The sequence below is a fragment of the Candidatus Nitrosocaldus islandicus genome, assembly GCF_002906215.1.
Classification (GTDB): domain Archaea; phylum Thermoproteota; class Nitrososphaeria; order Nitrososphaerales; family Nitrosocaldaceae; genus Nitrosocaldus; species Nitrosocaldus cavascurensis.
The window spans coordinates 116842-130678 of sequence record NZ_CP024014.1; the positions used below are offsets into that span (position 1 = coordinate 116842).

Annotated in this window: 15 protein-coding genes; 10 read left to right on the top strand and 5 right to left on the bottom strand. The window is 43.0% G+C overall.

Translation table 11 applies throughout. The features are described from left to right. Window positions 1-23 precede the first annotated feature (23 nt). Complete coding sequence (locus tag CRG89_RS00625; protein WP_103286467.1) at window positions 24-812, bottom strand: 4-phosphopantoate--beta-alanine ligase; 789 nt, start codon at window positions 810-812, stop codon at window positions 24-26. Next, complete coding sequence (locus CRG89_RS00630) at window positions 787-1770, bottom strand: pantoate kinase (RefSeq protein ID WP_103286468.1); 984 nt, start codon at window positions 1768-1770, stop codon at window positions 787-789. Before CRG89_RS00630 ends, CRG89_RS00625 begins: the two co-directional genes overlap by 26 nt. Before the next feature lie 90 nt (window positions 1771-1860). Here CRG89_RS00630 and CRG89_RS00635 point away from each other — a divergent pair, with 90 nt between their 5' ends. Then, window positions 1861-2802 (top strand): phosphate signaling complex PhoU family protein, encoded by a 942-nt coding sequence (locus CRG89_RS00635; RefSeq protein ID WP_158648641.1) that lies wholly within the window; start codon window positions 1861-1863, stop codon window positions 2800-2802. 68 nt (window positions 2803-2870) lie between these two features. Here the strand turns inward: CRG89_RS00635 and CRG89_RS00640 are convergent, their stop codons facing one another. Then, the gene (locus CRG89_RS00640) at window positions 2871-5384 is read right to left on the bottom strand and encodes a M1 family metallopeptidase (RefSeq protein ID WP_103286470.1); all 2514 of its coding nucleotides are present in this window, start codon (window positions 5382-5384) and stop codon (window positions 2871-2873) included. 201 nt (window positions 5385-5585) lie between these two features. Between CRG89_RS00640 and phnD the strand changes: the two genes are divergently transcribed. From phnD to CRG89_RS00660, 4 genes are all read left to right on the top strand, one after another. Then, complete coding sequence (gene phnD, locus CRG89_RS00645) at window positions 5586-6542, top strand: phosphate/phosphite/phosphonate ABC transporter substrate-binding protein (protein ID WP_103286471.1); 957 nt, start codon at window positions 5586-5588, stop codon at window positions 6540-6542. After that, window positions 6539-7258 carry a phosphonate ABC transporter ATP-binding protein gene (locus tag CRG89_RS00650; protein ID WP_103286472.1) on the top strand — a complete coding sequence of 240 codons (720 nt, stop codon included), beginning with the start codon at window positions 6539-6541 and terminating at the stop codon, window positions 7256-7258. Before phnD ends, CRG89_RS00650 begins: the two co-directional genes overlap by 4 nt. A gap of 10 nt (window positions 7259-7268) precedes the next feature. Beyond that, window positions 7269-7994 (top strand): PhnE/PtxC family ABC transporter permease, encoded by a 726-nt coding sequence (locus CRG89_RS00655; protein WP_103286473.1) that lies wholly within the window; start codon window positions 7269-7271, stop codon window positions 7992-7994. A 113-nt stretch (window positions 7995-8107) separates the two neighbouring features. After that, complete coding sequence (locus CRG89_RS00660) at window positions 8108-8407, top strand: hypothetical protein (protein ID WP_103286474.1); 300 nt, start codon at window positions 8108-8110, stop codon at window positions 8405-8407. On the opposite strand, the gene CRG89_RS00665 is transcribed toward CRG89_RS00660, so the two are convergent. Then, complete coding sequence (locus CRG89_RS00665) at window positions 8404-8916, bottom strand: NUDIX hydrolase (protein WP_103286475.1); 513 nt, start codon at window positions 8914-8916, stop codon at window positions 8404-8406. The genes CRG89_RS00660 and CRG89_RS00665 overlap by 4 nt on opposite strands. Window positions 8917-8954: 38 nt before the next feature. Here CRG89_RS00665 and CRG89_RS00670 point away from each other — a divergent pair, with 38 nt between their 5' ends. The 3 genes from CRG89_RS00670 to CRG89_RS00680 all read left to right on the top strand — a co-directional run bounded on the left by CRG89_RS00670 (window position 8955) and on the right by CRG89_RS00680 (window position 11644). Then, on the top strand, window positions 8955-9374 hold the full coding sequence (locus CRG89_RS00670; RefSeq protein WP_103286476.1) for a secondary thiamine-phosphate synthase enzyme YjbQ: 420 nt from the start codon (window positions 8955-8957) through the stop codon (window positions 9372-9374). Window positions 9375-9525: 151 nt separating this feature from the next. After that, a complete protein-coding gene (locus CRG89_RS00675; RefSeq protein ID WP_103286477.1) occupies window positions 9526-9918 on the top strand; it encodes a hypothetical protein in 393 nt (130 codons plus the stop codon). 91 nt (window positions 9919-10009) lie between these two features. Further along, complete coding sequence (locus tag CRG89_RS00680; protein ID WP_103286478.1) at window positions 10010-11644, top strand: ABC1 kinase family protein; 1635 nt, start codon at window positions 10010-10012, stop codon at window positions 11642-11644. A gap of 100 nt (window positions 11645-11744) precedes the next feature. Here CRG89_RS00680 and hsp14 read toward each other — a convergent pair whose 3' ends face one another. Then, a complete protein-coding gene (gene hsp14, locus CRG89_RS00685) occupies window positions 11745-12116 on the bottom strand; it encodes an archaeal heat shock protein Hsp14 (RefSeq protein WP_103286479.1) in 372 nt (123 codons plus the stop codon). Between the two features lie 172 nt (window positions 12117-12288). On the opposite strand from hsp14, the gene CRG89_RS00690 reads away from it, so the two are divergent. Beyond that, window positions 12289-13206, top strand: a complete 918-nt coding sequence (locus CRG89_RS00690; RefSeq protein WP_103286480.1) for a metallophosphoesterase — start codon at window positions 12289-12291, stop codon at window positions 13204-13206. A gap of 32 nt (window positions 13207-13238) precedes the next feature. Beyond that, window positions 13239-13832 (top strand): dTMP kinase, encoded by a 594-nt coding sequence (tmk, locus tag CRG89_RS00695; RefSeq protein ID WP_103286481.1) that lies wholly within the window; start codon window positions 13239-13241, stop codon window positions 13830-13832. The last annotated feature ends 5 nt before the right edge of the window (window positions 13833-13837 follow it).

Here is a 13837-nt window from a genome sequence, read left to right on the forward strand (position 1 = left end):
CTGTATTCACAATCTACTATTACCTACCTACCTCCTTCCCTTCCTTCCCTCTCCCTCTCTACATACATATCATCTACACTACCCCTTATCACTGCTAGGGATGCCTCAAGGTTCCTTGCGTTAGAGAATGATCTGAGTATCTCATTGAGTCTATCCCTTGGCTCATCCTTCAACCATTTAGCGGTCTCAACCATCAAAGGCATTGCTCTTGTTATGTTATCAACTATAGTTATGGTAGCACTCTTTGCAGTCCTTGATAATGGGTTAAGATCTACTGCTACAACCTTCTTGCCCATCCTTACAAGGGCTTCAGTCCTATCCCCATCTTCCAATGGCACAAGAACTACATCAGCACTGTATATCCCATCTCTATCAACCCTCCTCCTCTCACTCATGAGTTCTGGTATGCTCATGCTTGCCCTATCACCTACCCCATACACCATACTGGCACCATGCTCCTTGAGGAGCATCTCTATAGCCTTCTCACGCTCATATGATCTGTAGAATAGGTTAACCTCTATCCTTGCATTGATGAGTGATGCTAACCTTACAACATCCCCTGCGCAGAGGCATGCAACATTCCCGTTAACGGATATGACTGGATTATCTGCAAGGAGCATCATTGCCACTGAAGCCCTTATGGCTTCTCTAGCGTATATGGTTGTACGCTCTCCAAGCAGGTAATCAAATGCCTCTCCCCTACCATGCGCTATCAACCCTTGCTCAACAACTATACCCCTCCTTAAGCACTCTACAAGTCTCTCCCTTATCCTTAACGACTCTGCTCTAGGATGGTTCTCTGGTATCCTCAATTACTGTTGCACCCCTTGTATCTATACTGCATGATAGATAGCATACTGATGAAGAGGAGTTAGAGTAGAGATCCCTGTAGCATGATAGAACCTTCTCAACCTCTCCAACCTTATCATTACTTACTATGGTGAATACAGTCTCTCCAAATAGTGCTACAGATGCCTTGCAGCCTATACAATGCAGTGCATCTATAACCCTTGCTGCTCTATCTGTGATGAAGTCTATAGATCTAGCAAACCTGAAAGATAGATCAAGGAAGGTCTCTACAGATCTGCTCTCCTTGAGTATGTTAAGCATCTTCCCTCCCAGCCCATTTATCATGCCTATCCTGTTTGTAAGGAACTCCTTGGTTGAGTAAGGGCTTATGCAGAGCATCAACACCTTATAGTCATCCACCTCATCTATTATGCTCTCAACAATACCTATACCAGGTGCGCCAGCCTTGAGCCTCATCTCTAATCCTCCATGGTACTCTGCTATCACCGTACCAGCACCGCACCTGCATGCTAGATCTGCCTTGTGTGCTATCCTTGCTGCCTCCTCATTGCTAAGGTTCAACATAAATGCTCTGTTAAGAGCATAGGAGAGGCTGAGTGCTGCTGCCCCACTTGAACCTAAACCATAACCTATTGGGATATCTGCCCTATGCATTATATCTAACTTGAATCTACGTATATCAACTAACCTAAGGTACTCTTTGACTACGTAGAGTGATACATCTGCATCGCTACAAGGTTTACCATTTATAGAGATCTTTATCTCTGGTACTTCTAATCCATCGTATGGGTAGAGGTGTACCTCGGTGGTTATACCCTTACTTATACATACACCAGCACCCCTAGAACCCTTGAGTAGGGGATCATCTAGCATGGGTGTGGGGAACTCAACGAACCCAGTTATATGACCTGGTGCAAATGCAATAGCCTTAGCATATCCATCCATCATCGTCATCATCATAATGCACAACTAGAGTTGTATGCTAGATGAGAGCATATATAAATAACGTTTAAAGAATATAAATTGATTTAAATGAGATACACTAGAAAGGTGCAGAGGATAGGGAGTAGCCTACTCATCTCTCTACCAAAGGAGTGGGTTGAGAACAATGGTATAGAGAGGGGTAGTATAGTACTGATAGAGACTGCAAATGATAACTCTTTGAGGATATATCCAACGCTAGATGAGGTTAAAGAGAGCAAGGAGGTTGTGATAAACTACCCTTCACCATACTACGAGCCTATAGCGAACAAGATAACTGGAGCGTACCTTCTAGGCTATGATCTTATAAAGGTTAAAGCCAACACACCAATATCGTATGAGGAGAGGGAGAGGATAAAGGAGGCTATAGAGAAGCTTGTGAGTTTAGAGATAGTTGATGAGGATGCAACCCATATAGTTGCACAGTTCCTGCTTGATGCAACAACACTCGATGCTGAGAAGATACTCTACAGGATAAGCAGTATAGTCTCTGGCATGTATAGGGATGTTATAACAGCATTGCAGAGCAAGGATAAGGGTATACTCAAGAGCATAGCAAGGAGGGATGATGAGGTTGATAGGCAGTACTTCCTACTTGTAAGGCTATTGAGGAGTCTGCTGAAGGATCAGAGGCTAGCAGCAAAGATGAACCTAACAAGCATAGAGGTCTTGGATTACAGGCTAGCAGCACACCTGCTAGAGAGTGCTGGAGATAGTGCAGTTGAACTTGCAAGGGCTGTAGAATCCCTAGAGCATGAGGTAGATGAGCATAGCAACCTTGTAGAGGTAGCAAAGATGGTTGAGAGGATACAGGATACATCTGTTAAAGCATTCATAAACCATGATAGGAAGGGCTCTATAGATGTTATGAAGCAGTACCTTATGCTAAGTGAGCATATCTCAAGCATGAAGCAGGATACAGATGCCAAGGTTCTTGGCTTTATGCATCTACTTGACAAGTTTGCAAGGATATGGGTGGATATTGCTGATCTAGTAATGCCAATACCTTAAAGAAATAAAATAAACAGCAGGAGTAGTAGGAGTAGGAGGAGTACCTTTACCTTTTATTCTATCGCTACTTAACTTGACTTTATCTCCCTCTCTAGCATATCAAGCCTACTCATCATATCCCTACTCATACCCTTGAGCCTCTCTACTTCCTCTCTCATCTGTGCTAACTCCTTTGGTACCTGTGTAGCCTCCCTTATAGTTATTATTGCCTCCTCTGCAACCCTTCTTACTCTAGCATCTATATCATTGCTAGCAACCCATTCAAGGTCTCTTAATGCCTTCTGCTCCTGAGCCTCTGCAAGTGCCTTTATAGCATTTATCCTTACCCTGAACCAGTGATCTCTAAGCAGTTGTATGAGATGATCTACTACCTTCTCATTACCCTTTGCATACTTGCTTAGTGCTAGAGTTGCTGCTTCCCTAACCCTGTTATGCTCCCCAAGCCTTGTATGATCTATGAGCACTGGTATGCTGAACTCATCCCTAACCTCACCAAATGCAGCCATTGCTGATGCTCTAACAACCTCATTATGGGACCTTATCTGGAGTGAGCCCATAAGGTATGGTAATGCCTTCTTACTCTTACTCTTCCCTATTGCAAGTACAGCCTCTGCCTGTACATAGTAACTCTCATCACTCTGCACTATCCTGTTAAGCAATTGTATGCTATCTTCCCTTGCAAACTCACCTATCGCTCTTACAACTGCCCTTCTAGCCTTTGGATGCTTGATAGACTCTACTATGCTTGTAAGTGCACTGTATGCCTTCTCACCCTTTATGCTTGCCAATGCCTTTGCTGCCTCTGCAGCAACACCCCAGAATGCATCACTTACTATTGCTTCCCTCAATGCATTTATAACATCGTCAGAGTCCATGGTAGTGTTTGCTAGAGCCCTTGCAGCATTTATCCTCTCAACAGTATTGCCATGCTTAAGCATAGCTATGAGCATATGCTTGTCTATCTTCAACTCTACAATCTTCTTCAATGGTAGTTTGTTGAGTGGATCTATGCTTATGTACATAGGCTCATACTTGAGTGGTATATGCATGCTCTGCTCCTTAGCCTCTATGTTGAGCATGATCTCCTCCCTCTTACCATCCCTACTCACTATATGCACATCTAGCGGGAAGATGAATGGCTTGCCCTCATCAATGCTCTGTACTTGTGCTATGTTGATGTTTAGCATACTTGTATCATGGTTGTAATCAACCTTGATCTTAAGCTCTGGATGCCCTGCTCTATACAGCCATTGCTCAAAGAACTCTTGGAGAGAGTAGCCAGTAGCATCCTCACAACATCTTCTAAACTCCTCACTCTCAGCATTGCTGAGCCTAAACCTCTCTAGATAATGCTTTATTGCCCTCCTGAACTGCTTATCCCCAATCATGCATCTGAGCATGTGTAATACACAGGCACCCTTCTCATACGCATGTCTATCGAATAGATCATCTGGATGCTTGTAAACGTTTGTAACTATGGGTCTTGCATAACGTTTACTATACTCCTCAAAGTACTCATTCGCATACTGCATTATGTAGTAGTTGAACTCATCCTCCCCCCTGCTATGTAGCCAGTAGAGTGCCTCAAAGTAGGTTGCAAATGACTCATTCAGCCATATATGCTGCCAATCTCTACACGTTACCAGATCACCAAACCACTGGTGTGCAAGTTCATGTGCTACAAGATGATCGCTTGTAAAGTCTATATGAGCCCTCTTATCATGCAAAGTCTCCACTGTAAGTGTAGTTGCATTTATGTTCTCCATCCCTCCATATATGAAGTCATCAACGGTAACCTGAGCGTATTTGCTGTATGGATACTTCACACCTGTATACTCCTCAAAGAACCTCATCATATCCTTTGTATTTGCAAATGATAGCTCAGCATAATCAACCATATCCTCTGGCACGTAGTAGAGTAGTTCTACGCCATTGTACTCATCCCTCAACTCCCTGAACCTTCCTATTGCAAGTGAGGTTAGATATGCTGGATGTCCACACTCCTCAAGCCAATGGTACCTCTTGTATGAACCATTATCCTCAACTCTTACAAGCCTACCATTGCTTACTGCTGTGAACCCATCTGGCACATCAACTATCATCTCGCTTGTGAACCTAATATCTGGATGGTCTATGCATACAAACCAGTACTTAGAGTATATGCTCTCCCCTTGTGTCCATGCTTGCAATCTTCTCTTTGGATAGTGCTCATCAGGCTTTATGAAGTGCAGACCCTTCCTTGGCTTAGCACTGTACTCTATGGTTATCTTTACGTTCTCACCCTCCTTGAGTTCTCTAGGTAGTTCTATCCTCAACCTCTCATCTACATGCTTGAAGTTCAACTCCTGCTCCCCAAGCATAACCCTTGCTATCTTAAGTTCAGCAGCATCAAGCACTATACTCCTAACCTTTTCACTATTGGCAGTTATCTCAATATCTTCCCTAGCATTTATGCTCCCTTCATTAAGATCTGGCTTGAGTTCAAGTCTAATATGCTTTATAAGGAATGGCTTTGACGGTGCATAATGTGCCTTACTGCCAGGAAGCTCAAACCTCTTGCTATTATTTGCTACTCTGTTCATGGCTCACCATCCTGCTCTGCCATAAAAAAATATTATCATAAAGGAAGGATCAGGGGAGATGCATCTCCTCATCTCCCATATGGGATCAGCGCAGGTCAATCTCATCACCATGATAATCTTCTCCTCTTGGGGATTTATTCTTATATTGTATAACGGGGTTATAACAATGTTTAAATAGGTTTGCCTAATTAGCCTAGCCTAATGAGATATGTGCAGATAGTTGCTGTTTTGGCAGCAGCACTCCTAGTTACTGGGTTGGTTGCTGCTAGCAGCATACAGGTAGAGGCAGAGGCACAGCAGAGGCTCAACAAACTTGTTATAGTTGTGCAACCAATACCAAGGGATAAGGTTGTTGCTGAAGCAGCAGAGTTGGAGAAGTACTTCGAGGATAGGCTTGGCATGGATGTTGAGATACTCTTCCCACAGAACAACGCTGCAATAGTTGAGAGTATGAGGTTTGGGCATGCACACGTTGCCCTAGGCGTTGGCTCACTTGTAGGAGCAATGATAGCAAAGCATGCAGATGTAGTCTCACCAATGCTTGTTGAGAGGAGAGCAGTGTTCATAGGCAATGAGCAGCATGTACTCAACTACTACTACTCATACTGGATAGTGTTAAAGGATTCTCCCTATAACTCGCTTGAGGAGTTGAGGGGCAAGAAGGTCTGCTTCCCTAGCGAGACCTCAGTCTCTGGCTTTGTGATGCCAATGAAGACGTTGGTTGAGAAGGGTTATGTCAAGCCTATAGATGCAAGCAAGAGGCCAGTAGATCTTCCAAACCAGTTCTTCGGTGAGGTTGTGTTTGGTGGAGGTTATGCTCAATGCTGGGAGGCATTGAAGCAGAGGCAGGTGGATGTTACTGTTACTGCAGGGGATGTACCAGCAAAACTATACCAGGAGGCACTTGAGAACAGTAAGGTACTTGAGCAGAATGGACCGAATCCAGCGCATGTAACACTAATCTCAAAGAACCTACCAAAGGATGTTAAGATGAAGCTATGGGATGCGTTGAGGGATCTAAACAAGGAGCCAGAGAAGGTGCAGAAGTTCGTATCAGCAATCTTCGTAAAGTTTGGGATAAGGTATGAGGCACAGCATCTAGGGCCGTTGATGGATGCACTAAAGGTTACAGGGCTTGATAACGTGATAAAGATATGATAGTTCAGGGAAGAGAAGATGCATCTGTAGGAAGCATATATGCAGTTGAGACTATAGCTGTAGCATATGGCTACAGCAACAGAAGCATTTTATTCGATAACGTTAACCTTGCTGTAGAGCGTGGTAAGAGCATAGCGTTGATGGGTAGGAGTGGTTCTGGTAAGAGCACACTCCTTAGGATAATAAATGGTTCTATTAGGCCAATAAGGGGTATGGTTAGGGTTCTTGGTGTTGAGGTTTATGGTAAATATAGCAATGGGTTGAGGAGGAGGGTTGCATACATACCCCAGAGCCTTGGACTTGTGGATAATGCAACTGTACTTGAGAATGTTCTCCTTGCAAGAGCAGCAGACTCTCCATTTAGAGCATTGCTTGGGTTATGGAGGAAGGAGGATGTTGATGGGGCCATGAGCATACTCAAGAGCATAGGCCTTTATGAGAAGGCAAGGAGCAAGGTTAACATGCTTAGTGGGGGAGAGAGGCAGAGGGTTGCAATTGCTAGAGCACTGATGCAGGGTGCAAGGGTTGTGCTTGCTGATGAGCCAGTATCTAACCTTGATCAAGATAATGCACGCTCAATCCTTGATATATTCAAGGAGATGGGTAGGAGGAACTCAACATCATCCATCATAGTCATGCATGATAGGGCACTTGCTGAGGAGTATGCAGATGAAGCGTATATGCTTGCAGATAGAATGCTCTCAAGGCTATGGTAGGTGATGCTTTATGGTTATATGGGCATTGATACTCATCGCATTGATACTAGCATACTTCCTAGGTCTTGTTGATCTTGATTCATGGCTCAAGGCATCAAGGAATCTAGCAACATTTGTCTCAGAACTCTACATAAGGTTTGATCTGCTCCCAGATGCATTGCATGCTGTAGGCGAAACCTTCATCATAGCACTCTTCGGCACAGTGGTTGGTGCACTGATCTCTTACCCATTATCTGCCATCTCTGCCCAGGGCATAACTGCAAGATGGATATCATTAACAGTAAGGACTATTGCAAATGTACTCAGAACGGTACCAGCGATATTCTGGGGTATACTCTTTGTTGTTATGTTTGGGCCAGGGAACGTTGCTGGTGCTGTTGCTCTAGCACTCTACACTGCAGGATACCTATCAAAGTTCTTCTATGAAACGTTTGAGAACGTTGGTAAGGAGCATTATGAAGCATTGGGCTCCCTAGCACTGCCATGGATGATGATGGCAAAGGCACTATTCAAGCATACTGAGAAGCAGATGATGAGCCATATCATGTTCATGTTCGAGTACAACCTTAGGACTGCAAGTATACTTGGCATAGTTGGTGCTGGAGGCATAGGCTATTATATAACTCAGTACGTTAGCATCCTTAACTATTCTGCTGCATTCACATTCTTCATAGTCATACTGCTCTTTGTATTCCTTGTTGATGGTGTAAGTTATATAATAAGAAGGAGGGTATAATATATTATCTGTTTATCTCTTTCTAATATTTATTTAATTATCTTGGAAATAGTTTGGTTCTAACATCGTGGTAATTTACAAAGTTTAATAACCTCTTATGGGAAATAGTAGGTATGCGTGAGGAAGAGGAGTGGTGGTATTCAAAGTGGCTCTTTCCCCTCTTCGTTGGTGCATTCATAGCAATTGCTCTATTTGCTATAATCCCAAACCTTCCATGGGTGAAGAATGAGGTTAGTGAGAGTTCAACTGTTGTATCTGTTAATGGCTCTTCATGTACGGTAGAGACAACATCCCATAGACTGATAAATGTATCAAACTGCATGAATCATGAGGTAGGGGATAAGGTTAATGTTAAGTATAGAGAGACCACATCTATAGGCGAGTTAACTAACACATCTTTTGCTACTCCTTAATGCTGAAACATAGCGTATCTCAAGAGTGCATAGAGCGTCTTGGCATCCTCTATCTCATTGGCTAGAGCCTTCTCTATAGCCTCATCAATGCTTATTACAAGCAGGTTTATCTCCTCATCCTCATCCATGCTTACGCTGGAGACCCTCTCAAGGTTACTTGCAATGAAGAAGTGTATCAACTCATTGCAATAGCCTGGGGTCATGTAGCATCTCCCCATGTACTCAAGCCTCCCTGCCCTATATCCAGTCTCCTCAACCAACTCCCTCTGTGCACACTCTTCTACGCTCTCCCCTTCCTCAACCTTCCCTGCAGGGATCTCAATCAACTCCTTCCCTATAGCATGCCTATAATGCCTCTCAAGTACAACCCTACCATCATCAAGCACTGGGAGTATGGCAACTGAGCCATTATGCTCAACCACCTCCCTTACCCTACCATCCTCAAGCTCATCAACCCTGAGTGCTATAACCTTACCCTTATAGATGTACCTACTCCTTACCCCTTCCATGTTTAACGCTTAAAGGTAGTTATATAATTAGGTTAACCATGCAAGTGATAACAAAGAGAGTTAACGTAAGGACTAGGGGAGAAGCAGACATTATTGATATAAGCGAGCATATAAGCAAGGCTGTAAGAGAGAGTGGGCTTAGCAATGGTATAGTTACTGTATTCGTCAAGGGTTCAACTGCTGCAATAACAACTATAGAATATGAGCCAGGGTTACTTAAGGACTTCCCAAACATGCTTGAGCGTGTAGCACCAAAAGGCATAGAGTATGAGCATGAGAAGGCATGGCATGATGGTAATGGGCACTCGCATGTTAGAGCATCACTGCTAGGACCATCACTAACAATACCATTTGTTGATGGAGTATTGGCACTTGGTACATGGCAGCAGGTAGTGCTTATAGAACTGGATATAAGGAGCAGGGAGAGGAGCATCATAATGCAGATAATAGGAGAGTAACTACTACAATTATTTTATCATTGGTTATGTATAACAGAAGAAGAGTACTTGCCATAATCAACTAATATCTCATCTAGCCTTAACATTATGAATATCTTATGATCATTGCAGAGATCAAGAATTATATTATTTAAATAGAAATAATTAATTTATGAGTAAAGGGATAGAGGTTCCAAAGGATGCTAGACCTATAATGCTTGATGGTGCAGAGGAGACACTGCTTGGAGATCCCATGGGTGCTAGGAAGCAGTACAGGTACGGTAATCTGCACATAAGGGAGTATGAGGATAAGTATGTTGTGCATGTAGATAGAGCGGATCCAAGGAAGGACCCCCTCATGCATATACTGCTTGATGCTCCAGAGTTGATCTTTGCTAGTGTATTTGGAGTATATGCTGGTTTAAAGGCAGGTAGCAGGGTGTATAAAGCAACTACAAGCAAGAGTAACGCTATAATTGCTGGTACACTTGTATCTGCAGCATCTGGGTATATGCTATACCTCTTGGGTAGATATATCAAGGATAGGATTATGATGAGGGGATAATCAATTCTCTAATAAGGGTAGAGAGGTTAGCAAGAAGTGACCTACATAGCAGAAGGTCGGAAGGAGGAGGAAGGAGGTAGGAAGTAAGGTTATGAAGGGGAGAAAGGTATCAGCAAGCAGTAAGAAGAAGGATTACAAGCTTAAGAGGCGTTGCCTACACATAGCCATAAGGCTTGCTCCCATAATTATAAGGTTCAAGCGTGATAGAAAGGAATGGGTGAAGAAGGAAGGGAAGGGATGTGATGAGGCAAGGATGAGGAGGAATGCAAGTAAAGCTGTGAAGACGTTCATAGATCTAGGACCAGTGTTCATAAAGTTTGGCCAGTGGCTCTCAAGCAGACCAGATCTACTCCCACAGCCATATCTTGAGGAGTTTGCAAAGCTCCAAGATGATGTGCCTCCAGCACCAATAGAGGAGGTTAAGAGGATAATAGAGGAGGAGTTTGGAGCAATGGATAAGGCATTTGACTCATTCAATGAGCGATGCATATCTGGTGCAAGCTTAGGGCAGGTTTATATGGCTACGTATAAAGGCAGGGATGTTGTGGTTAAGGTGATAAGGCCAAACATACACTATACAGTTGAGAGGGATCTTGAAGCAATAAGGTTACTCCTACCATATGCTATAAGGTTCCTTGATCCAAACATAGCATTCTCTCTAGAATCAATATACTATCAGTTCGTTGAGACTATAAGGGAAGAGATGGACTATAGGATAGAGGCTGAGAATCTGAGGAGGATAAAGAGGAATCTGAGGGGAGATAGGTATGTGATGATACCAGATGTAATAGAGGAGAGGAGTAGCAGTAGAGTGCTAACTCTGGAGTACATACCTGGAGTAAAGGTTACTGATGTGGAGAGGCTTGATGCTCTAGGGATAGATAGAAGGACACTTGTGATAAGACTGCACAGACTATTCTTTAAGATGCTCCTCAAGCATGATATATTTCATGCAGATCCCCATCCTGGCAACATTGCAGTCAAGGAAGATGGCACCATAATCCTGTATGACTTTGGTATGGTAGGCAGGTTGGATACAAGCACAAGGCTCAAGTTGATAAGACTATATCTAGCATTGATTGAGAAGGATCCTGCAAGAGCAGTAAACATACTCTTCAGCCTAGGTGCACTTGCTCCAGATGCAAATAGATATGTGATAGAGAAGGGGATAGCACTTGCCATAGAAGGGATGCATGGCAAGAAGGTTGATGAGATGGAGGTTAAAGCCTTGATGGAGTTAGCAAACAGAACTATGACTAGATTCCCATTCAGGCTTCCAAAGCAGCTTGCACTTTACATGAGGATGGCATCCCTGCTAGAAGGGATATACCTAACTCTTAAGGTTGACTTTCAGTTCATGAGGGTACTCTCCTCCCTACTCCAAGAGGAAGGACTGATAAGGGATGCTTATATTGAGGAGGTGAAGAGTTCCATAGAGAGTATAGTAAGAGGCTTACAGGATTACATAGCAGTTGCACCAATGCTAAGAGATTATCTTGAGAGGAGCCTAATGGAAGGTAGTAGTAGCAGTAGTAGCAGAAGCGGTAGGCTAGGATATAGGACAAGGTTGAGCAGTAGTGCTACACTTATAGCAGGGAGTATAGTTACCTCATCCTTACTTATAAGTTCAGCCATAATAATGGAGTCAAACCCAACCCTTGGTCAGATAGGCTTTGCAGCAGCAGCCATGGCTATAGGTGTTATGCTGATTGCAAGGAAGATCTGATTTGATTGATTGATTGGTAGTTTGTTAAATATAGTATAGGTTAGCCTACCTAACCAATATCCTCTCTACCATTCTCTACCAAGATCCCATCACTGCTCTTCTACTCTATCTTTACTGCTCCCTTCAGTGGTACTCTAATCTCTAGCAACCCTTCCTTGTATGTAGCCTTCACATCCTCCTCAGCAACACTGAATGGGAGGGGTATCTTCTTATCTATCTTCAATGGCCTCTGCTGCCAGTACACTATGCCAGTTGGTTCTGGCCTATCCCTGGTTGCTCTAACTGAGAGTATGTTACCACTAACCCTTACCACTATATCCTCCTTCTTGAATCCAGGCATATCAGCAACCACAACCAGATCAGAACCATCCTCATAGATATCTACTGGGGGCATGACAAACTCATAGAACTCCCTAGTCTTGCTTGTAAACTCTCTCATCAACTCACGTACTACATACTCTGCTATGCCCATAATAGAACTTGCTCTTGAATTGAATATAAACCTTTAAGGAGATTCTAGATATCATTCTATTATCAATAACAGATTCTTTCTCTTATTTGCAGAGTAGAATAATAATATAGAGGGTCTAACAAAATCATCGTCTTATGAGTATCTTTATAAACTCATCTAGTATACTCTAGTCATGCATGAAGTAGATTTAAGGAATCTCTCATCGATAGATAGGGCTGAGTTCTTATCCTTACTTGATAATGTTATGACAACCATCAAGAAGGAGAGAGCCAATGCCAGAGTAGGTTATAACAGTATAGATGGTGGATTGGTTAAAATATCTTCATTCAAGGAACTGGTTATTATAGGCGATGTACATGGTGACCTTAACACGTTACTCGCCATACTTGAGATGGTTAAGTTCATGGATGGGCATAACATACTCTTATTCTTAGGCGATTATGGAGATAGAGGTATTATGTCTGTAGAGGTTTACTATACACTTCTATACCTCAAGAGTAGATATCCAGATAGGCTTATAATGCTGAGAGGTAACCATGAGGGGCCTATGGATCTGCCATTCTACCCACATGATCTCCCAGTTATGCTTGAGGATAAGTTTGGTACACATGCAACGCAGATATACTTGAGGTTAAGAGAGCTCTTCGATCTCATGTATACAGGAGTACTTCTAGATGGTTTGATGTTGGCACTTCATGGTGGTGTGCCAGTAAATCTCAACTCTCTTGATGATATAGCATATTCAGAGAGGATGCATCCTAAGAGTAGTAACCTGCAGGAGATACTCTGGAACGATCCCAGAGAGATTCAAGGCTATAGGCCATCTGCAAGAGGCTATGGCTATTATTTTGGCAAGGATATAACTGAGCATGCACTCAATGCTATAGGGGCAAGGTTGATTGTAAGGGCACATGAACCATGCAATGGCTACAAAGTTAACCATGATGGTTTAGTGCTAACACTATTCTCATGCAAGGAGCCATATGGTAATGATAGAGCATCGTTCATGAGCATAAGCAAGGATGAGTATAAAGTGCTGGTTGATGATTACAGCATTGAGAGGCTCTTGCAGCATGTTAATGTATTCTAGGTAGGTAGGGAAGGAAGGAGGAAGCATCAGACTTGCTCCTAGTTATAGAAGGTCCAGACAAGGCTGGCAAATCAACACAGGCAAGGATGCTCAACGATACTCTAACCAGAATGGGCTATAGGTGTGCAATGATGAGTTTCCCAGACTACTCAACCCCTATAGGGAAGGAGATAGAGGCATTCCTTCGAGGTGAGAGGGATTATCCATTGCAGGTTAAGCACATGCTCCTATCAGCAAACAGGTGGGAGAAGAAGGATGAGGTAGAGAGGTTACTAGCAAGTAATGATGTAGTTATACTTAACAGATACTACCAATCAAATATAGTGTATGGTATTGCAAATGGTCTAGATATGCAATGGTTGGAGATGCTTGATAGATGCCTACCAAAGGAGGATCTTGTTATAGTGCTGCATGTTACTGCTGAGATTGCTCTAGAGAGGGCAAGGCTCAATGCAATGCATAGAGATATGTTTGAGAGCGTAGAGTTGCTCAAGAGGGTATCCTTGCTTTACTTGGAGTTGGCAGGGAGGTATGGTTGGGTTGTGGTAGATGGGGGTAGAGGGGTTGAGGAGGTTCATAGGGATGTTCTAAGCATAACACTTAAGCATATACAAGATAAGGCATAATAATT

Bases quoted from the DNA above. Each gene is read 5' to 3' on its own strand.
- CRG89_RS00690 (WP_103286480.1), top strand. From the start codon at position 12,289: ATGCATGAAGTAGATTTAAGGAATCTCTCATCGATAGATAGGGCTGAG.
- CRG89_RS00675 (WP_103286477.1), top strand. From the start codon at position 9,526: ATGAGTAAAGGGATAGAGGTTCCAAAGGATGCTAGACCTATAATGCTT.
- CRG89_RS00680 (WP_103286478.1), top strand. From the start codon at position 10,010: ATGAAGGGGAGAAAGGTATCAGCAAGCAGTAAGAAGAAGGATTACAAG.
- phnD (WP_103286471.1), top strand. From the start codon at position 5,586: ATGAGATATGTGCAGATAGTTGCTGTTTTGGCAGCAGCACTCCTAGTT.
- CRG89_RS00655 (WP_103286473.1), top strand. From the start codon at position 7,269: ATGGTTATATGGGCATTGATACTCATCGCATTGATACTAGCATACTTC.
- CRG89_RS00665 (WP_103286475.1), bottom strand. From the start codon at position 8,916: ATGGAAGGGGTAAGGAGTAGGTACATCTATAAGGGTAAGGTTATAGCA.
- CRG89_RS00670 (WP_103286476.1), top strand. From the start codon at position 8,955: ATGCAAGTGATAACAAAGAGAGTTAACGTAAGGACTAGGGGAGAAGCA.
- CRG89_RS00660 (WP_103286474.1), top strand. From the start codon at position 8,108: ATGCGTGAGGAAGAGGAGTGGTGGTATTCAAAGTGGCTCTTTCCCCTC.
- CRG89_RS00630 (WP_103286468.1), bottom strand. From the start codon at position 1,770: ATGATGATGACGATGATGGATGGATATGCTAAGGCTATTGCATTTGCA.
- CRG89_RS00650 (WP_103286472.1), top strand. From the start codon at position 6,539: ATGATAGTTCAGGGAAGAGAAGATGCATCTGTAGGAAGCATATATGCA.
- hsp14 (WP_103286479.1), bottom strand. From the start codon at position 12,116: ATGGGCATAGCAGAGTATGTAGTACGTGAGTTGATGAGAGAGTTTACA.
- CRG89_RS00640 (WP_103286470.1), bottom strand. From the start codon at position 5,384: ATGAACAGAGTAGCAAATAATAGCAAGAGGTTTGAGCTTCCTGGCAGT.